14 protein-coding genes are annotated in these 20,002 nt (G+C 70.8%); 3 read left to right on the top strand and 11 right to left on the bottom strand.

Annotated elements, in window-relative coordinates; all coding sequences use genetic code 11:
• Positions 1-177: 177 nt before the first annotated feature.
• Positions 178-1,221, bottom strand: a complete 1,044-nt coding sequence (locus tag ACFV0T_RS23705; RefSeq protein ID WP_385782466.1) for a 3-isopropylmalate dehydrogenase — start codon at positions 1,219-1,221, stop codon at positions 178-180.
• Positions 1,222-1,363: 142 nt separating this feature from the next.
• On the opposite strand from ACFV0T_RS23705, the gene ACFV0T_RS23700 reads away from it, so the two are divergent.
• Positions 1,364-2,968 carry a purple acid phosphatase family protein gene (locus tag ACFV0T_RS23700; RefSeq protein WP_385782464.1) on the top strand — a complete coding sequence of 535 codons (1,605 nt, stop codon included), beginning with the start codon at positions 1,364-1,366 and terminating at the stop codon, positions 2,966-2,968.
• Between the two features lie 64 nt (positions 2,969-3,032).
• Here the strand turns inward: ACFV0T_RS23700 and ACFV0T_RS23695 are convergent, their stop codons facing one another.
• The 3 genes from ACFV0T_RS23695 to ACFV0T_RS23685 form a co-directional block, all read right to left on the bottom strand.
• Positions 3,033-3,164, bottom strand: a complete 132-nt coding sequence (locus tag ACFV0T_RS23695; protein ID WP_015493350.1) for a hypothetical protein — start codon at positions 3,162-3,164, stop codon at positions 3,033-3,035.
• Positions 3,165-3,529: 365 nt separating this feature from the next.
• Entirely contained in the window at positions 3,530-5,161 is a 1,632-nt protein-coding gene (gene pruA, locus ACFV0T_RS23690; RefSeq protein ID WP_385782460.1) for an L-glutamate gamma-semialdehyde dehydrogenase, read from the bottom strand.
• A 36-nt stretch (positions 5,162-5,197) separates the two neighbouring features.
• Positions 5,198-6,124, bottom strand: coding sequence for a proline dehydrogenase family protein (locus ACFV0T_RS23685; protein WP_385782457.1), 927 nt, complete (start codon positions 6,122-6,124; stop codon positions 5,198-5,200).
• Positions 6,125-6,288: 164 nt separating this feature from the next.
• On the opposite strand from ACFV0T_RS23685, the gene ACFV0T_RS23680 reads away from it, so the two are divergent.
• The gene (locus ACFV0T_RS23680) at positions 6,289-7,485 is read left to right on the top strand and encodes a PucR family transcriptional regulator (protein WP_385782454.1); all 1,197 of its coding nucleotides are present in this window, start codon (positions 6,289-6,291) and stop codon (positions 7,483-7,485) included.
• Positions 7,486-7,569: 84 nt separating this feature from the next.
• On the opposite strand, the gene ACFV0T_RS23675 is transcribed toward ACFV0T_RS23680, so the two are convergent.
• Positions 7,570-8,160: a TetR/AcrR family transcriptional regulator gene (locus ACFV0T_RS23675; RefSeq protein WP_385782452.1), complete on the bottom strand. Its 591-nt coding sequence runs from the start codon at positions 8,158-8,160 to the stop codon at positions 7,570-7,572.
• Positions 8,161-8,257: 97 nt separating this feature from the next.
• Here ACFV0T_RS23675 and ACFV0T_RS23670 point away from each other — a divergent pair, with 97 nt between their 5' ends.
• Positions 8,258-9,784, top strand: coding sequence for an MFS transporter (locus ACFV0T_RS23670; RefSeq protein ID WP_385782449.1), 1,527 nt, complete (start codon positions 8,258-8,260; stop codon positions 9,782-9,784).
• A 161-nt stretch (positions 9,785-9,945) separates the two neighbouring features.
• On the opposite strand, the gene serA is transcribed toward ACFV0T_RS23670, so the two are convergent.
• From serA to ACFV0T_RS23640, 6 genes are all read right to left on the bottom strand, one after another.
• Positions 9,946-11,535 carry a phosphoglycerate dehydrogenase gene (serA, locus tag ACFV0T_RS23665; protein ID WP_385782446.1) on the bottom strand — a complete coding sequence of 530 codons (1,590 nt, stop codon included), beginning with the start codon at positions 11,533-11,535 and terminating at the stop codon, positions 9,946-9,948.
• Positions 11,536-11,837: 302 nt separating this feature from the next.
• A complete protein-coding gene (ilvC, locus tag ACFV0T_RS23660; RefSeq protein ID WP_385782443.1) occupies positions 11,838-12,836 on the bottom strand; it encodes a ketol-acid reductoisomerase in 999 nt (332 codons plus the stop codon).
• A 118-nt stretch (positions 12,837-12,954) separates the two neighbouring features.
• Entirely contained in the window at positions 12,955-13,479 is a 525-nt protein-coding gene (ilvN, locus tag ACFV0T_RS23655) for an acetolactate synthase small subunit (protein ID WP_385782440.1), read from the bottom strand.
• A gap of 19 nt (positions 13,480-13,498) precedes the next feature.
• Complete coding sequence (locus tag ACFV0T_RS23650) at positions 13,499-15,352, bottom strand: acetolactate synthase large subunit (RefSeq protein WP_385782437.1); 1,854 nt, start codon at positions 15,350-15,352, stop codon at positions 13,499-13,501.
• A 241-nt stretch (positions 15,353-15,593) separates the two neighbouring features.
• The gene (locus ACFV0T_RS23645) at positions 15,594-18,611 is read right to left on the bottom strand and encodes a putative bifunctional diguanylate cyclase/phosphodiesterase (protein ID WP_385782434.1); all 3,018 of its coding nucleotides are present in this window, start codon (positions 18,609-18,611) and stop codon (positions 15,594-15,596) included.
• 396 nt (positions 18,612-19,007) lie between these two features.
• Positions 19,008-19,958 (bottom strand): 2-hydroxyacid dehydrogenase, encoded by a 951-nt coding sequence (locus ACFV0T_RS23640; protein ID WP_385782431.1) that lies wholly within the window; start codon positions 19,956-19,958, stop codon positions 19,008-19,010.
• Between the last annotated feature and the right edge of the window lie 44 nt (positions 19,959-20,002).

The raw sequence follows: 20,002 nt of genomic DNA, 5'->3' as shown, positions 1-20,002 counted from the left end.
CGTCCGAGCATTCCCTCATACCGCGGCTCCGCGTTCGATTATCGCGCGAGGCCCGCGGCGGAAGAAAACGGGGTGAATGCGGCCCAGGGTTGATGGTGGCACCCGGCGAGGCATACGAAAAGCCGCCGGGTGCTGATGCGACCCGGCGGCTTCGAGTGATTCGAGTGGCGCGGCGGGTCAGCCGGCTACTCGTACGGAGAGGGCGTCACCGATCTCGGTGGTGCTGCGGGCGGGCAGCGCGGCCCGCTCCGCGAGGTCGGCGGAGACCGCGTCCTCGATCCGGGTCGCCTCGGCGTCGTAGCCGAGGTGTCGCAGCAGGAGCGCGACGGACAGGACCGTGGCGGTGGGGTCGGCCTTGCCCTGGCCCGCGATGTCCGGGGCCGAGCCGTGCACCGGCTCGAACATGGACGGGAAGTCGCCGCTCGGGTCGATGTTGCCGGAGGCGGCGACGCCGATGCCGCCGGAGACGGCAGCGGCGAGGTCGGTGATGATGTCGCCGAAGAGGTTGTCGGTGACGATCACGTCGAAGCGCTCGGGCTGGGTGACCAGGTAGATGGTCGCCGCGTCGACGTGGATGTACTCGGTGGTGACCTCGGGGAACTCCTCGGCCACCTGGTTGAAGATGTTCGTCCACAGGTGACCCGCGAAGGTCAGCACGTTGTTCTTGTGGACCAGCGTGAGCTTCTTGCGCGGGCGGGCCTGGGCCCGGGCGAAGGCGTCGCGCACCACGCGCTCGACACCGAAGGCCGTGTTCACGGAGACCTCGGTGGCGACCTCGTGCTCGGTGCCCTTGCGGATGGTGCCGCCGTTGCCGGTGTACGGACCCTCGGTGCCCTCGCGGACCACGACGAAGTCGATCTCGGGCTGGCCGGCCAGCGGCGTGGCCACACCCGGCAGCAGCTTCGACGGACGCAGGTTGACGTGGTGGTCGAAGGCGAAGCGCAGCTTGAGCAGGAAGCCGCGCTCCAGGACGCCGGACGGCACCGACGGGTCGCCGATCGCGCCGAGCAGGATGACGTCGTGCTTCTTGAGCGCTTCGAGGTCGGCGTCGGTGAGGGTCTCACCGGTGGCGTGGTAGCGCTGGGCGCCGAAGTCGTACTCCTTGGTCTCCAGCTTCACATCCTGCGGCAGGACGGCGGAGAGGACCTTGAGACCCTCGGCCACGACCTCCTGGCCGATGCCGTCACCGGGGATCACTGCGAGATTGATGCTGCGAGACATGCGGGCACCCTACTCCTCGTCCCATGGGATGACACAGGGTGTCCGTCATCCGGACACCTCGATGGCGGACGGAGTCATTCCGTCGGGTTGTGTTCACCCCTGCGAGGGGCGGGTGTCGGCGTTCGCCGGGAAGTTCACGGACATGGACCTCCCCGACGTCGGTATCCCGCCGCGGCTCGCCCGCCGGATGAGCATGGCGGAGCAGTACGAGTACCTGCGCGCGAAACTGACCCGGCGTCGCGCCCTGGTGAGCGCGGACGCGGTGGCGGGCGGGCTGCTGACCGGCTGTTCCGGGGCGGGCACCGGCACCACGACCGCCGGTCCGTCGGCCGGTTCGTCCACCGGCCCGTCCGCCACGACGGCCGGTCCGTCCGCGGTGACCTCCCGCGTCCCCGGCTCCGCCGTCGTCCCCTTCGGCCGGCATCTCGCCTTCGGCGCCGACCCGCGGACCGGGATGCGGGTCTCCTGGCAGGTGCCGGCCGCGGTGCGCGGCCCGTATCTGCGCCTCGGGGCGCGGCCGGACGATCTGGGCCGGCGGATCGGGGCCGAGATGCGCGCCCTGCGCACCCCGGGGGTGGCGGGGGTGCGCCCGGCCGTGGAGCAGTACTACGTGCACGCGGCCCTGGACGGACTGCTGCCCGGCACGACGTACTACTACGGCGTCGGCCACGACGGCTTCGACCCGGCCGCGGCCGGGCACCGCGCCACGATCGCCTCGTTCCGCACGGCACCCGCGAACCCGGAGACGTTCGTGTTCACCGCGTTCGGCGACCAGGGCGTGTCGCGGGCCGCCACCGCCACCGACCGGGTGCTGCTGGCCCGCGAACCGGCCTTCCACCTGCACGCCGGCGACATCTGCTACGCGGACGCGAACGGGCAGGGCAAGACGTCGGACGGCTACGACCCCGGCTACTGGGACCTGTTCCTGCGGCAGACCGAGCCGGTCGCCCGGTCCGTGCCGTGGATGGTGACCACCGGCAACCACGACATGGAGGCCTGGTACTCCCCGGACGGCTACGGCGGGCAACTGGCCCGCTTCTCGCTCCCGGACACCGGCTTCGACCCGCGCACCGCGCCGGGCGTGTACTCCTTCGTCTACGGCAACGTGGGCGTGGTGGCGCTGGACGCGAACGACGTGTCGTACGAGATCCCCGCCAACCGCGGGTACACCGACGGCCGGCAGACGGCCTGGCTGGACCGCAGGCTGGGCGAGCTGCGGGCGGCGCCGGACGTCGAGTTCGTGGTGGTCTTCTTCCACCACTGCGCCTACTCGACCTCCGCGCACGCCTCCGACGGCGGGGTGCGCGCCGAGTGGCTGCCGCTGTTCGCCCGGCACCAGGTGGACCTGGTGATCAACGGGCACAACCACGTGTACGAGCGGACCGACGCCGTCAAGAACGGCGCGGTGGGCAGGCCGGTGCCGGTCGGCGGGTCCACCGATCCGACCCGGGACGGCATCGTGTACGTCACCGCGGGCGGTGGCGGCAAGGACCTCTACGGTTTCCCGGCGGGAGCCGACGAGAGCTACGAGGGGCGGGTCGCCGACCGCGAGTCGGTCGACACCTTCCACTGGACGGCGTCACGGCAGCAGCACGCCGAGACGGTGGCCTGGTCGCGGGTGCGCTACCGCGGCTTCTCGCTGCTGTCCGTGGAGGCGGCCGGCGGAGCGTCGCCGCGGCTGACGGTGTCGGCGCTCGACGAGAACGGCAGGCGCATCGACCATTTCGAGGTGCGGCGCGGGGCATAGACCCCGCACCGCACCCCGGCGGGCGCGGCTCCCGGTACTGGGGATTCGGCTCAGCGAGTCCGGCTCAGTGGCCGGTCTCGCCGCCGTTGTCACGGCGGTCGAGGGCGCGCTGGAGTGCGGCCGCGGCGTTCTTGCGGTCGGACTCGCTCGTGCGGGAGACGTGACGGACTCGGCGGCGGACGGTCGTCTCGGCCATGGGAAATCGACTCCTTCGAGATCCGGGAGTGCGGAACGGTTTACGAGACGCCGGAAGGGGCGGGGAGCGAAGGCCGCAGGGGTTGCCTGCGTGGGGCCCGGCTCACGACCGCCATTCGCTTGATCGAGCGAGACGTTCGGCTTCTACAACGCTAAGCGAGGAGCGCGCGCCTGTCTCTACAATTACTCGGACTTCCTACTATCTGAGACGGCGACCGCGCCGGGGCACCGCGGGTGCGGCGCCGGGGCCGCGGCTCGCTCCGGCTCACCGCGGCCCGCTCAGCGCGCCGCCTCGACCGCTTCCCGCAAGCCACGCGAACGGGCCGGGCCGAAGTAACTCGGCCCGGCCCGTCGCGCGAAGGAGTGTCAGCCCATGTGCGGGTACGTGTAGTCGGTCGGCGGGACCAGCGTCTCCTTGATGGCGCGGGTCAGCGTCCAGCGCATCAGGTTCTGCGGGGCGCCGGCCTTGTCGTTGGTGCCGGAGGCACGGCCGCCGCCGAAGGGCTGCTGGCCGACCACGGCGCCGGTCGACTTGTCGTTGATGTAGAAGTTGCCGGCCGCGTAGCGCAGCTTCTCCATCGTGTACGCGGTCGCCGCGCGGTCGCCCGAGATGACCGAGCCGGTGAGGGCGTAGTCGGAGACGGACTCCATCTGGGTGAGCATCTCGTCGTACTTGTCGTCCTCGTAGACGTGCACGGCGAGGACCGGGCCGAAGTACTCGGTCGTGAAGACCTCGTTCTGCGGGTCGGTGCACTCGATGACGGTCGGGCGGACGAAGTAGCCGACCGAGTCGTCGTACGAGCCGCCCGCGACGATCGTGCAGGACGGGTCGTCCTGCGCCCGGTCGATCGCCGCCTTGTTCTTGGCGAAGGCACGCTCGTCGATGACCGCGCCGATGAAGTTCGAGAAGTCGGTGACGTCACCCATGGTGAGGTGGTCGACCTCGGCGGCGAACTCCTCCTTGAAGCCCGAGTTCCAGATCGACGCCGGGATGTACGCCCGGGAGGTCGCGCTGCACTTCTGGCCCTGGTACTCGAAGGCACCGCGGGTCAGCGCGGTCTTCAGCACGGCGCGGTCGGCGCTCGGGTGGGCGACCACGAAGTCCTTGCCGCCGGTCTCGCCGACCAGGCGCGGGTAGGTGCGGTACTTCTCGATGTTGGTGCCGACCGTCTTCCACAGGTACTGGAAGGTCCTGGTCGAGCCGGTGAAGTGGATGGCCGCCAGGTCCCGGTGCTCCAGGGTGACCTTGGAGACCTCGATGCCGTCACCGGTGACGAGGTTGATGACGCCCTTGGGCAGACCGGCCTCCTCCAGCAGCTGCATCAGCAGCACGGCGGCGTGGGTCTGGGTCGGGGACGGCTTCCACACGACCACGTTGCCCATGAGCGCGGGGGCGGTGGGCAGGTTGCCCGCGATCGCGGTGAAGTTGAAGGGGGTGATCGCGTAGACGAAGCCCTCCAGCGGGCGGTGGTCCATGCGGTTCCACACGCCCGGGGAGTTCGCCGGCGGCTGCTCGGCGAGGAGCTGGCGGGCGTAGTGGACGTTGAAGCGCCAGAAGTCGACCAGCTCGCAGGGGCAGTCGATCTCGGCCTGCTGGGCGGTCTTCGACTGGCCGAGCATGGTGGAGGCGGCGAGGGTCTCGCGCCAGGGGCCGGCCAGCAGCTCGGCGGCGCGCAGGATGATCGCCGCGCGGTCGTCGAAAGACATCGCGCGCCAGGCGGGCGCGGCGGCGAGGGCCGCGTCGACGGCGTCCTGCGCGTCCTGCTGGGTGGCGTTGCGGTAGGTGCCGATGACGGCCTTGTGGTCGTGCGGCTGGACGACCTGGAAGGCCTCACCGCCGCCCATCCGCTTCTCGCCGCCGATGGTCATCGGCAGGTCGACCGGGTTCTCGGCGAGCTCCTTGAGCTTGGCCTCCAGGCGGGCGCGCTCGGGCGAGCCGGGGGCGTAGCCGTGCACCGGCTCGTTGACGGGGGTGGGGACCTGGGTCACAGCGTCCATGGGTTCCGTAACTCCTTAGTGAGCGGTGTTTCGGGCTCAGCCCTTGGTGAGGGTCGAACGGGCGAAGAAGAGGAGGTTGGCCGGCTTCTCCGCGAGGCGACGCATGAAGTAGCCGTACCAGTCGGTGCCGTAGGCGGTGTAGACGCGCATGCGGTGTCCTTCGGCGGCGAGCCGCAGGTGCTCCTCGCTCCGGATCCCGTACAGCATCTGGAACTCGTACTCGTCCAGCTTGCGCCCCGCCTTGCGGGCCAGCTCCTGGGCGATGCTGATGAGCCGCGGGTCGTGGGACCCGATCATCGGGTAGCCGTCGCCCTCCATCAGCGTCCTCAGGATCCGCACGTACGCCTTGTCGATCTCGTGCTTCTGCTGGTACGCGACCTCGGCGGGCTCCTTGTAGGCGCCCTTGACGAGGCGGACGCGGCTGCCGGCCGCGGCGAGGCGGCGGGCGTCGGCCTCGGTGCGGAAGAGGTAGGCCTGGATGACGCAGCCGGTCTGCGGGAAGTCCTTCCGCAGCTCCTCGTGGATCGCGAACATCGAGTCGAGGGTGGTGTGGTCCTCGGCGTCCAGCGTGACCGTCGTGCCGATGGCGGCGGCGGCCTCGACGACCGGCCGGACGTTGGCGAGGGCCAGCTCGTGGCCGCCGTCGAGCGCCTGGCCGAACATCGACAGCTTCACGGACATCTCGACCCGCTCGCCGAGTTGGAGCTCCTTGAGGCGGCCGACCAGTTCCAGGTAGGCGTCGCGCGCGGCCGCGGCCTGCTCGGGGGTGGTGATGTCCTCGCCGACCACGTCCATGGTCAGTTCGAGACCCTTGGCGGTCAGGTCCTCGATGATCGGGACGACGTCGCCGACGGTCTCGCCGGGGATGAACCGGTCGACGACCTGTTTGGTGACCGGGGCCGCCGAGATCAGGCGTCGCATCCGGTCGCTGCGCGACGCGGCGAGAATCACGGGACCCAGCACGGGGCACCTCCACAGACAAGCACCAGAACGGCCGCTGCCCGACGATTCGGGTACGGCACGGAGAACCACCGTGAAACCTAGGGATCTCTTCGATCGTCGGCCATCGACAGCTGTCACGCATCCGCGCCCCCGATCTCAGACAGATGTATGAACGTGCCCGGGAAATGCGGGAGAATGCCCGGGTGACGTCGGATACCGGGCCATTCAACCGGGGTGACTACCAGGAGCTGGTCGACGAGATCTCGGAGCTCCTGGGCGCTCCGGCGACGCTGGAGAACCGCGACTTCGAGCTGATCGCCTTCGGCGCGTACGCCAGTGAGGACGACCTGGACGCCGCGGCGCTGGACCCGGTCCGCACCCGCTCGATCCTGACCCGCCGATCGACCGCGGCCGTCCGGACCTGGTTCGAGGGCTTCGGCATCACGCGGGCGGCCGGTCCGGTCCGGATCCCGCCGACGCCGGAGGCGGGCGTGTACCGGGGGCGCATCTGTCTGCCCGTACGCCATCGGGGTGTCGTCCTGGGCTACGTGTGGCTGCTGGACGACGACCCGGGCCCTTCCGACCCGCAGCTGGCCGCCGCCATGCAGGTCACCGCGCGGATCGGCGCGCTGCTGGCGGACGAGGCGCAGCACGGCGCCGACCTCTCCCGGGAACTGCGGGCGGTGCTGACCGCCGAGCGCGGGTGGCAGCACGACATGGCGGTGGCGGAGCTGCGCACCGCGCTGGGCGCCCGCGCGGACGGCCCGCACACGGTGGTGTGCGTGGCCCCCTGGCGGTCGGCCGATCCGGAGGGCGCCCCGTCGGCGCGGGCGGTGCCGCACGCGACGGCGCTGTGCACGCTCCCGTGGGGCGCGACCGGGCAGAGCCTCGCGGTACTCGTGCGGCTGCGGTCGGCGGATGTGCGCGGGCCCGCGCTGACCACGGCGGCGCGGCTGCTGCGGGAGGCGTCCGAGGGCGCGGCCGGCGTGGCGGAAGCGCGCACCGGCCTCGCGGAGTTGGCCACCGCCTGGCGCGAGGCCTCGGCGGCGGCCCGGACCGCCCTGGCGGAACCCCGGCTCGGTCCGGTCGCCGAGTGGTCCCGGATCGGCCCGTACCGCCTGCTCACCTCGCTGCCGCCGACGGTCGCCCACGACCCCGCCGTACAGGCCCTGCTGAATCCGGCCCAGCGGGAACTGGCCCGCACCGCCGAGGTCTATCTCGACTGCGCGGGGCAGGCCGGCCGCACGGCGGCGGAGCTGGGCATCCACCGCCAGACCCTGTACTACCGGCTGTCCCGGGTCGAGCAGCTGACGGGACTGGACCTCGACGACGGGGAGGACCGGCTGCTGCTGCACATGACGTTGAAGGGGGCGCGGCTCTAGCCGCACGGGCGGCGGGCGCCGACGGCGGGCGGGCGCCGTCGAGCGGTCGGCGCTTCGCGGCCGCCGGTCCATAGGGGCGTGACGTCAGCCCTTCGTGGCTCCGGCGATCACCCGGCGCAGGCCCTCGGTGAGGTGGTCTGCGTCGGTCGCCGAGTCCGGGTCGAAGATCCACTGCACCATGAGGCCCTGGAGGAGGGTCTGGTAGAGGCGTCCCGCGGTCTCGACGGTCTCCTGGTCGAGCTCCGCCTCCGGGACGCCGCTGAACAGGGGCACGATCCCCGAACGGCCTTGCTCCTGCGCCTCGACCAGCAGCTTGCGCACCTCGGGAAGCCGGTCGCCCTGGAGGATCAGCTCGAAGCTCAGCAGCCAGACGGCCCGTGACTCGGGCATCGACCGGATCACGCTCGCCCACACGTCCCGGAAGCGCTCCAGCGATCCCCCCGGCGCCTGCGCCGCGTCACCCGCTCCCCACCCGGGGTCGAACCGGTCCCCCATCTGCTCGATGAGGGCGACGTACGCCTGGACCAGCAACGCGTCCTTGGAACCGTAGTGGTACCCGATCGAGGCCAGGTTCGTCCCGGACTCCTTCACGATGTCGCGCGCCGTCGTGCGCAGGAAGCCCTTCTCCAGCAGGCAGCGCTTGGCGCCTTCGAGCAGATCCTCACGGTGTCCCATGCCCGACAGCCTACCCGCGATCCATACAACCGTCCCATACAAGTGATTTATACAAGCGTTCTAGACAAGCGTTTAAGACGTGCGTACATTCCGTGGCATGACGAACCCGCCGAACCCGTTGCGCACCACCCCGACCCCGGCCGCCCTCGCCGGCCGCCGCGAATGGACCGCCCTCGGCGTGCTGATGCTGCCGCTGCTGCTGGTCTCGATGGACGTCTCGGTCCTCTACTTCGCCATCCCCGCGATCGGCGCGGACCTGGAACCGACCGGCACCCAACAGCTGTGGATCTTCGACGTCTACGCGTTCGTCCTGGCCGGCCTGCTGATGACGATGGGCTCGATCGGCGACCGCATAGGCCGCCGCAAGCTGCTGCTGATCGGCGCCGCCGCCTTCGGCACCGCCTCGGTGGTGGCCGCCTACGCCGACAGCGCCGAGACCCTGATCGCTGCCCGCGCGGTCCTCGGCGTCGGCGGCGCGACCCTCATGCCGTCGACGATGGCGCTGGTCCGCACGATGTTCACCGACCCCGGCCAGCGCGCCAAGGCGATCGCCATGTGGTCCGGCGTGATGACGGCCGGGATCGCGCTCGGCTCGGTGATGAGCGGCGTGCTGGTGCAGTACTTCTGGTGGGGCTCGGTGTTCCTGGTCAACCTGCCCGCGATGGTGCTGCTGCTGGTCCTCGGTCCGGTTCTGCTTCCCGAGTCCAAGGACCCCCGGCCGGGCCGCTTCGACTGGCCGAGCGTCCCGCTGTCGATGGCCGGGGTACTCCCCGTCGTCTACGGCCTGAAGGAGATCCCCACCCACGGCTGGCACGTCCGGTACGTCGCCGCGGTCGTCGTGGGCCTGCTCTTCGCGGCCCTCTTCGTCCACCGCCAGCGCACGACGGCCTCCCCGATGATCTCCCCGGCCCTGTTCCGCGGCCGCGGCTTCGCCCCGGCCGTCGTCCTGAACCTCCTCTCGTCCTTCGCCATGCTGGGTTCGGCGTTCTTCACCACCCAGTACCTCCAATCGGTGCTCGGCAGGAGCGCGATGGAAGCGGCCCTGTGGGCGCTGCTCCCCTCGGTGCCGATCGGTATGGCCGCCCCTGCGGCGACCGCCCTGGTCCACCAGGGCGTCCACCGTGCCCACGTCGTCACCGCAGGCTTCGTGATCGGCGCGGCGGGCTACGGCATGCTCGCCCTCGCCGGCACCGACTCCCTCTGGCTGGTCCTGGCCGCCTGCGGGGTCCTCGCCTCCGGCATCGTCATGGTCATCTCCCAGGTGACGGACCTGGCGCTGGGCGCGGCCCCGGCCGAGCGCGCGGGTTCCGCCTCCTCACTCCTGGAGACCGGCGCGGAGTTCGGCGGCGCCCTGGGCATGGCGGTCCTCGGCTCCATCGGCACCGCGGTCTACCGCCACGAGATCCCGTCCACGGCACCGGCCGAGGCCCACGAGACGCTGGGCGGCGCACTCGCCGTCGCCGCCCGGCTGCCGGGGCACGCGGGAGATGCCCTGGCCACCGCGGCACGGGAGGCCTTCACCAGCGGCATGCAGGCGGCCGGGATCGCGGGGGCGGTCCTGCTGGCGGGCGCGGCGGTACTGGCCACGACGACGCTTCGCAAGATCCGCGTCGAGGACGCCTGACCGGACACGAAAAGGCGCCGGGTGGGCTGAGAGTTCTCAGCCCACCCGGCGCCCTGTGACACGGGGCTCCGCGTTCTCAGCCCGTCCGGGTCGACGGACGAGGCCGTTCCGGCCGAAGCGGGGCCTGGGGGGGGGCGGCGGTCCCCGGCGCGACGGCGACCTCAGACGAGGTTGACCGAGCGGGCCGACGTCGCGCCGATCTCCGCCGCGACCTCACCCAGCACCCCGGGCGACACCGTGTCGTCCACGGTCAGCACCGCCAGCGCCTCGCCACCCGCGACCGCACGCGACACCTGCATCCCGGCGATGTTGATCCCGGCCTCACCGAGGATGCGGCCCACCGTGCCGACGACACCGGGACGGTCCTCGTAGCGCAGCACCGCCATGTGCTCGGCGAGCGCGAGGTCGACGTCGTACTCACCGACCGCGACGAGCTTCTGAAGGTGCTTGGGACCGGCCAGCGTGCCGGAGACCGAGACCTCCTCGCCGTTGGAGAGCGTGCCGCGCACGGTGACGACGTTGCGGTGGTCGGGCGACTCGGAGCTGGTGGTCAGCCGTACCTCGACACCGCGCTCCTGCGCGAACAGCGGGGCGTTCACGTACGAGACCGTCTCGGCGACGACGTCCTCGAAGACGCCCTTGAGCGCCGACAGCTCCAGCACCTTCACGTCGTGCTGGGTGATCTCGCCGTACACCTCGACGTCGAGGCGGACCGCGACCTCACCGGCGAGCGCGGTGAAGATGCGGCCGAGGCGCTCGGCGAGCGGCAGGCCCGGCTTGACGTCCTCGGCGATGACACCGCCCTGGACGTTCACCGCGTCCGGCACGAGCTCACCGGCGAGGGCGAGCCGCACGGACCTGGCGACCGCGATGCCGGCCTTCTCCTGCGCCTCGTCGGTCGACGCCCCGAGGTGCGGGGTGGCCACGACCTGGTCGAACTCGAACAGCGGGGAGTCCGTGCACGGTTCCTTCGTGTACACGTCGAGACCGGCACCGGCGACCCGGCCCTCCTTGAGGGCGGAGTACAGCGCCTCCTCGTCGACGATGCCGCCCCGCGCGGCGTTGACGACACGCACGCTCGGCTTGACCTTGCGCAGCGCCTCGTCGCCGATCAGACCGACCGTCTCGGGGGTCTTGGGCAGGTGGACGGTGATGAAGTCGGAGACCTCGAGCAGCTCGTCGAGCGACAGGACCTTGACGCCCATCTGGGCGGCGCGCGCGGGCTGCACGTAGGGGTCGTAGGCGACGACCTTCATGCCGAACGCGGACATGCGCTGCGCGACGAGCGCGCCGATCCGGCCCAGGCCCACCACGCCGAGGGTCTTCTCGGCCAGCTCGACACCGGTGTACTTGCTCCGCTTCCACTCGCCGTTCTTCAGGGCGGTGTTGGCCTGCGGGATGTGGCGCGCGGTGGCGAGGATCAGACCGCAGGCCAGCTCGGCGGCGGTCACGATGTTCGAGGTGGGAGCGTTGACGACCATCACGCCGGCCTTGGTGGCGGCGGAGACGTCGACGTTGTCCAGGCCGACGCCGGCTCGTGCGACGACCTTCAGCTTCTTGGCGGCGGCGATCGCCTCGGCGTCCACCTTGGTGGCCGAGCGGATCAGGATCGCGTCGACGTCGGCGATGGCCGGGAGCAGTTCGGCTCGGTCCGCTCCGTTGCAGTGCCGGATCTCGAAGTCCGGGCCGAGCGCCTCCACGGTCGCGGGCGACAGCTCTTCAGCGATGAGTACGACAGGTTTCGAGCTCACGTGAGTCCTCGCAAATCTGGGGCACCTCCCATGCCCTCCTGGCGATGGGGGCGCGTGCGGACGGCCGTCCCGACGGCCGCAGGCGGAGGAGGGGGGCTAGCCGCGTGGAAGACGCACGACGCTGTGGGCCTGACGCGTATGTAGTGCAGAAGTGTAGTGGCGCGGCAAACGCCCTCTTGCGCCTCTGCGGAAGGATCACCCGTCCGTGGCTGGACGGGGTGGACAACACCCTGTCTCCCTGGCGTTACCCGTGGTTCGCCGGAGGGGCCGGGGCGTGTCGCCCCGGCCCCCGGCGTGGAGGCCTACGCCTCCTCGTCGACCCAGCTCATCAGCTTGCGCAGCTGCTTGCCGGTGGTCTCCAGCAGGTGCTCGGAGTCCTGCGCCTTGTACTCGTTGTACTTCTTCAGACCGCCGTGGTACTCGTCCATCCAGTTACGGGCGAACGTGCCGTCCTGGATCTCGGCCAGGACCTGCTTCATCTCCGCCTTCGTGGCGTCGGTGATGATGCGCGGCCCGGTCACGTAGTCGCCCCACTCGGCGGTCTCGGAGACCGACCAGCGCATCTTCTCCAGGCCGCCCTCGTACATGAGGTCCACGATCAGCTTCAGCTCGTGCAGGCACTCGAAGTACGCGATCTCCGGCTGGTATCCGGCCTCGACCAGCGTCTCGAAACCGGCCTTCACCAGCGCCGACGTACCACCGCAGAGCACCGCCTGCTCACCGAACAGGTCGGTCTCGGTCTCCTCGGTGAACGTCGTCTTGATGACACCCGCGCGCGTGCCGCCGATGGCCTTGGCGTAGGAGAGGGCCAGCGGGAAGGCGTCGCCGGTGGCGTCCTGCTCCACCGCGGCGATCGCCGGGACGCCACGGCCCTCCTCGTACTGACGGCGCACCAGGTGACCCGGGCCCTTCGGGGCGACCAGGGCCACGTCCACACCGGCCGGGGGCTTGATGAAGCCGAAGCGGATGTTGAATCCGTGCGCGAAGAACAGGGCGTCGCCGTCCTTGAGGTTCGGCGCGATGGACTCCTCGTAGACCTGGGCCTGGATCGGGTCCGGGATGAGGATCATGATGACGTCGGCCTCGGCGGCGGCCTCGGCCGGGGACACCACACGCAGGCCCTGCTCCTCGGCCTTCGCCTTGGACTTGGAGCCCTCGTGCAGACCCACCCGCACGTCGACACCCGAGTCACGCAGCGACAGGGCGTGCGCGTGACCCTGGCTGCCGTAACCGATGACCGCGACCTTGCGGCCCTGGATGATGGACAGGTCGGCGTCGGCGTCGTAGAACAGCTCGGCCACTTTGGGTTCTCTCCTTGGTGTGCGGGTGATGCGTCCCACCGTATGACGGTGAGGGGAAGGGAGGTTTCGGGGTCTCGGTATACGGGCGGCCGACCGCGGCCCGCCGCCCTACCAAGACTTACGCAGATCGGTCCAGCGCGCGCAGCGACCGGTCCGTGATCGAACGGGCGCCGCGGCCGATGGCGATCGTGCCGGACTGGACGAGTTCCTTGATTCCGTACGGTTCCAGCATCTTGAGCATCGCCGACAGCTTGTCGCTGCTGCCGGTGGCCTCGATGGTGACGGCCTCCGGCGAGACGTCGACGGTCTTGGCCCGGAAGAGCTGCACGATCTCGACGATCTGGGAGCGCGTCTCGTTGTCGGCACGCACCTTCACCAGAACGAGTTCGCGCTGAACGGCCGAACCGGGCTCCAGCTCGACGATCTTGAGCACGTTGACGAGTTTGTTGAGCTGCTTCGTCACCTGTTCGAGTGGCAGCTCGTCGACCTGCACCACGATGGTGATGCGGGAGATGTCGGGGTGCTCCGTGACACCGACCGCGAGCGAGTCGATGTTGAAGCCGCGGCGGGAGAACAGGGCGGCGATCCGGGCGAGGATGCCGGGCGTGTTCTCGACCAGGACGGAGAGCGTGTGCTTGGACATTTCTGTGGGTCTCTCTCGCTCAGTCGTCTTCGTTGTCGCCGAAGTCGGGGCGGACGTCCCGGGCGGCCATGATCTCGTCGTTGGACGTTCCGGCGGCGACCATCGGCCACACCATCGCGTCCTCGTGGACGATGAAGTCCACGACCACCGGGCGGTCGTTGACGGAGTTGGCCTCCTCGATGACCTTGTCGAGGTCGTCCGGGGACTCGCACCGGATCGCGTAGCAGCCCATCGCCTCCGAGAGCTTCACGAAGTCCGGCACGCGCGTCCCCGCGCTCGGCTCCCTGCCGCTCGCTCCGGGACCGGAGTGCAGCACCGTGTTGGAGTAGCGCTGGTTGTAGAAGAGGGTCTGCCACTGCCGGACCATCCCCAGAGCGCCGTTGTTGATGATGGCGACCTTGATCGGGATGTTGTTGAGGGCGCAGGTGGTGAGCTCCTGATTGGTCATCTGGAAGCAGCCGTCACCGTCGATCGCCCAGACGGTCCGGTCGGGCGCACCCGCCTTGGCGCCCATCGCGGCCGGCACCGCGTACCCCATCGTGCCCGCGCCGCCGGAGTTCAGCCAGGTCGCGGGCTTCTCGTACTCGATGTAGTGCGCCGCCCACATCTGGTGCTGGCCCACGCCCGCCGCGAAGATCGTGCCCTCGGGGGCGAGCCGGCCGATGCGCTGGATGACCTGCTGCGGGGCGAGCGAGCCGTTGTCGGGCTGCTCGTAGCCCAGCGGGTAGGTCTCCCGCCAGCGGTTGAGGTCCTTCCACCAGGCGCTGTAGTCGCCCTGCTGGCCCTCGCTGTGCTCGCGCTGAACCGCCTGGACCAGGTCCGCGATGACCTCGCGGGCGTCGCCGACGATCGGCACGTCCGCGGCGCGGTTCTTGCCGATCTCCGCCGGGTCGACGTCCGCGTGGACGATCTTCGCGTGCGGCGCGAAGCTGTCCAGCTTGCCGGTGACCCGGTCGTCGAAACGGGCTCCGAGGGCGACGATCAGGTCGGCCTTCTGCAGCGCGGTGACGGCGGTGACCGCACCGTGCATGCCCGGCATTCCCACGTGCAGCGGGTGGCTGTCGGGGAACGCGCCCAGCGCCATCAGGGTGGTGGTGACCGGCGCTCCGGTGAGCTCGGCCAGCACCCTCAGCTCGGCGGTGGCCTGCGCCTTCAGGACGCCGCCGCCGACGTAGAGGACGGGTCGCTTCGCGGAGGTGATGAGCTTCGCGGCCTCACGGATCTGCTTCGCGTGCGGCTTGGTGACCGGGCGGTAGCCCGGCAGGTCCATCACCGGCGGCCACGAGAACGTGGTCTGCGCCTGCAACGCGTCCTTGGCGATGTCGACCAGCACCGGACCCGGCCGGCCCGTGGAGGCGATGTGGAACGCCTCCGCGATGACCCTCGGGATGTCCTCCGCCTTCGTCACCAGGAAGTTGTGCTTGGTGATCGGCATCGTGATCCCCACGATGTCGGCCTCCTGGAACGCGTCCGTGCCGATCGCCTTCGACGCGACCTGGCCGGTGATCGCGACCAGCGGGACCGAGTCCATGTGCGCGTCCGCGATCGGCGTCACCAGGTTCGTCGCGCCCGGCCCCGAGGTCGCCATGCACACCCCGACCTTGCCCGTGGCCTGCGCGTATCCCGTCGCCGCGTGGCCGGCACCCTGCTCGTGCCGGACCAGGACGTGGCGCACCCGCGTCGAGTCCATCAACGGGTCGTAGGCGGGAAGGATCGCACCTCCGGGAATGCCGAACACCGTGTCGGCCCCGACCTCCTCGAGAGAACGGACGAGGGACTTCGCGCCCGTGACGTGCTCGACGGACGCGGACTGCGGTCCGCCGGATCGGGGCCGCGGCTGCGGATGATGGGCCCCGGTGGCCTGCTCGGTCATCGGCTTCTCTTCTCGATGCTGAGGGTTTTTGCGAAGTTTGTGCGATGTGCGGCTGCTGCACTCAGGCGTCTGTGCAACAAAAAACCCCTCGTGCCAAAAGGCAAGCGAGGGGAGCGCGCCGGTGAGGTCGCTGGGGATTCCGGATCGTCCTCCGGTCGTTCCCAGCTCAGCCGACGCGCTGTCCAAGTACGAGAATTCGGGTGCGCATGGATCTGACCCTCCCCCCGGCACACACCCACTGTCAAGTGGGTGGGACGGGAGTCTCATTATGTGAGCGGAGGGCTGTTCCGCCTCCGAGGACAGCGGGCACACCGCCTGTGTACGCCCCCGTACCACCGCCCGCGAACGCGGGTTCTGCCGGTCCGTGCGGCACCGGATAACAGCCGGAGGCGAGCGCCCGTCGCAGCCGGTACTCGTCCAGTGGACCGGAGAACGCCACGCCCTGGCCATGGGTGCAGCCCATCGCGCGTAGGGCGACGACCTGCTCCGGCAGGTCCACGCCGTCGGCCACCGACTGGAGTCCGAGGTCGTTGGCGATCCGCAGCAGTCCACTGGTGATCTTGTGCAGCCGCGCGGACTCCACGACCCCCTCGACGAGCGAGCGGTCGAGCCTCAGTACATCGACGGGGAGCCTTCTGAGGGCCGTGATCGCCGCGTAGCCACTGCCGAACCCGTCCAGGGCGATCCGGACACCGAGGCGCCGCAGGGCGCACAGCCGGCGCTCCAGCTCGTCCAGCGGCACCCTGGGCTCGGTGTCGGCCAGCTCTATCACCAGGGACCCCGACGGCAGGCCGTGCCGGGTGAGCAGGGCCTCGACGGAACCGAGCGGCATCGACCGGTCGAGCAGCCGACGGGCACCCACCCGCACGACCACCGGCACGGCGAGGCCGGTCGCGGTGCGCTCGGCGGCCTGTTCGACCGCCTCCTCCAATACCCAGCGACCCAGTTCGGCGGTCTTGTCGCTGTCCTCCGCCACCCGCAGGAACTCGGCGGGGGTGAAGAGCACTCCTTGGGAGGAGCGCCAGCGGGCCTGGGCGGTGACCGAGGTGACCCGGCCGTCCTCCAGACAGACCACGGGCTGGTGCAGCAGGGCGAACTCGCCGTCGTGCAGCGCGGCACGCAGCCGCGTGGCCAGCTCCGCCTTGCGTACCACGTCCTGCTGCATCTGTGGCTTGTACAGCTCGACCCGGCCCTTGCCACCCGCCTTGGCGCGGTACATGGCGAGGTCGGCGTTGCGCAGCAGCTCGCCCGCCCCGAGCCCCGGTTCGGCGAAGGAGACGCCGATGGACGCGGCGACCCGGACGTCGTTGCCGTCGATCAGGTACGGCTGCGAAAGCGTGAGCCTGAGGCGGTCGGCGAGCTCCAGGATGTGCCGTTCGCGGGCGGTACGGTCACGGGTGCCGTCGCCGACGATCAGGGCCGCGAACTCGTCGCCGCCCAGCCGGGACGCCGTGTCCCCGTGCCGGACCGCGTCCTGGAGTCTGCGGGCGGCCTGGACGAGCAGCTCGTCCCCGGCCTGGTGCCCGATCGTGTCGTTGACGGCCTTGAAGCCGTCCAGGTCGATGAAGAGGACGGCCGTGCCCCGCAGGGCGGCGCGGTCGGAGGCGCGGCGGCCGGACAGCGCCTGCTGCACACGCTTGGTGAACAGCGCGCGGTTGGGCAGGTCGGTGAGCGGATCGTGCTCGGCGTTGTGCTGGAGCTGCGCCTGGAGCCGCACCCTTTCGGTGACGTCCCGGCTGTTGAAGATCAGGCCGCCGTGGTGACGGTTGACGGTGGACTCGACGTTCAGCCAGCCGCCGTCGCCGGACCGGAAGCGGCACTCGATGCGCGTGGTGGGTTCCTCGCCGACGTTGGCGGCGAGGAAGCGGCGCACCTCGTGCACCACGCAGCCCAGATCCTCCGGATGGATGAGAGCGGCCAGTTCGGTGCCGACGAGATCCTCCGCGGGCCGTCCGTAGACCCCGGCGGCGGCCGGGGAGACGTACCGGAGGATGCCGTTGGGCGCGGCGATCATGATGACGTCGCTGGAGCCCTGCACCAGGGAGCGGAAGTGGTTCTCCTGCTGCGCCAGCTCCTGGGTGAGGGTGATGTTGTCGAGGAGCATGATGCCCTGGCGCACCACGAGGGCGAGCACGACCGTGCCGCCGGTCAGGAGCACCACGCGGTCGACGCTGTGCCCGTCGAGGACGTTGTAGAGGATGCCCAGGGTGCAGACGGCGGCGGCGAGATAGGGCGTGAGGGCGGCCAGGGAGCCGGTGATGGGCCGGGTGGCCGGATACCGGCTGTGATCACCTCCCTGGGGGGACCCCGGCGGGGATCCCCGCGGCGGCACGGGGTGCTGACCGCCCGGGCGCTGTCCGGGCAGGTGTTCGCGCACCACACGCGTGTGCCCTTCGTCGGCCGCCGCCCCCTGCGGCCGGGGCGCGGCCCACGGGGCGTACGCCAGGAGCAGCGAACCTGCGAACCAGCCCGCGTCGAGCAGCTGGCCCGAGTGGTAGTTGTTGTGCAGCAGGGGCGAGGTGAACAGGGCGTCGCACATCACGGTCAGGGCCAGCCCGCCGATCGCGGTGTTGACCGCGGTGCGGTTGACCGCCGAGCGCCGGAAGTGCAGCGCCAGCACCATGCTGACCAGGGCGATGTCGAGCAGCGGGTAGGCCAGCGACAGCGCGGTGTGCGCCACGCTCGGCCCGTCGAACTCCGCGGCCTGGGCGAGCGCCAGGCTCCAGGACAGCGTGAGCAGCGAGCCGCCGATCAGCCAGGCGTCCAGCGCGAGGCAGACCCAGCCCGCTTTTGTCACCGGTCGCTTGGCGAGCACCAGCAGGCCCACGATCGCGGGTGGCGCGAAGCAGAGGAAGAACAGGTCGGCGGAGCTGGGGCTGGGGACGGGCCGTCGCAGGACGACCTCGTACCACCCCCAGACACCGTTGCCCAGGGACGCCATCGCCGAGGAGAGGGCGAACAGCAGCCAGGCGGGTCGGAAGCGGACACGGCGGGCACGCGCGTAGAGGAGGCACGACACGGCGGCGGTGCCCGCCGCGGCGCTCAGCCCGAAGTCACCCATGAACAGGGCGACTTCGCTCGAGCCCCAGCCGAGCGCGGAACCGACGGCGTATCCCGCGCACACCAGGGCCAGTACGAGTTGGTGGACCAGGCTCGTTCCGCCGCCGGAGACCGGCCGGCGCAACAGCGGCGCCTGCGAGGGAGGCTGTGCCCGCAGCGCTCCGTCGAGGGTGGTCGCGGAGGGCGGGGGCGAGCTCACCGGGCCCTCCCGGTCCGCGCGGCTCCCGGGTCCCGCGGGTCCCGGTGCGCTGGGTGCGTGTGCCTCCTGCGACAGCTGTGCCTGCGGTGGTGCCGGTTGTGGTGGCCGCTGTGATCGGCGTGATGACCGCGTCGCCTGCGTGCCGCCGTGCGCCAGGGCCGCCGCCGGCGGCCCCGACGCGTCGGGTCGTTCGTCCATAGGCCGTGCATCGCCCGTCGCCCCCCTCACCAGTCTGAAATGTCCATCCCCAGCGCCGAACGGTGCGCGGCGCAGCCCCTGTCGGGACGATACACCAGTCTCGTCACTCAGGGACATAGTTCCTCTACGCTCCGTGACGATCGACGCGGCGCGGACACACACCGCGTCCGTGGGACTGCGGAGGGTGCTCGATCCGGATCACACGTCGACCGCACCTGTCGTACGGATCACGTGCCGCAGCGGCCGCCGGTTCACGAAACGTCCCAACTGGTCCACCAGCAGCCGCTTTGCGCGCGGCAGGAACGCGGACGTCGGGCCGCCCACGTGCGGGCTGATCAGCACACCCGGCGCGTGCCACAACGGGTGCCCCGGCGGCAGCGGTTCGGGATCGACCACGTCCAGGGCGGCGGTGATACGGCCGCCCTCCAGCTCGGCGAGCAGCGCCTTGGTGTCGACCACCGGGCCGCGGGCGACGTTGACCAGCAGCGCACCGTTCTTCATGCGGGCCAGGAAGGCACCGTCGACCAGACCGCGCGTGCTCTCCGTCAGGGGCGTGGAGAGGACGACGACGTCCGCCTCCGGGAGCAGGGAGGGCAGTTCGGTGAGTGGATGCACCGGACCGCGCGCCGTGGTGCGCTCAGAGCGCGCGACGCGCGCCACCCGCGCAACCTCGAACGGAACGAGCCGGTCCTCGATGGCCTCGCCGATGGCCCCGTAGCCGACGATGAGGACGTTCTTGTCGGCGAGGGCCGGCCGGAACCCGCCGGCCCACCGGCCCTGGTCCTGGGCCCGCACGAAGTCGGGGATGCCCCGCAGCGCGGCGAGGATCAGCGCCAGCGCGAGTTCGGCGGTGCTCGCGTCGTGCACTCCACGGGCGTTGCACAGCAGCACCCCGGGACGCAGGCCCGCGAGCGCGGGCTCGACGTGGTCGGTGCCGGCGGACAGCGTCTGGATCACCTGGACGGAGCTCATCTCCGCCAGGGGGCGTACGCCGATCTCGGCGGATTTCATGTACGGCACGACGTAGAAGGCGCAGTCGGCGGGGTCCGCGGGGAAGTCCGGGGCACCGTTCCAGAAGAGGTACCTGGGTCCCTGCGGAAGCCCCTCGATCTCGTCCGGCGGGATGGGAAGCCACACGTCAGCACTCATGGCCAGGAGGCTATGTCAGGCCGCCCGGGAGGCAGAGGTTAGGT

The sequence above is a fragment of the Streptomyces sp. NPDC059582 genome (assembly GCF_042735715.1).
Classification (GTDB): domain Bacteria; phylum Actinomycetota; class Actinomycetes; order Streptomycetales; family Streptomycetaceae; genus Streptomyces.
This window is presented reverse-complemented; position numbering and strand designations above follow the sequence as displayed.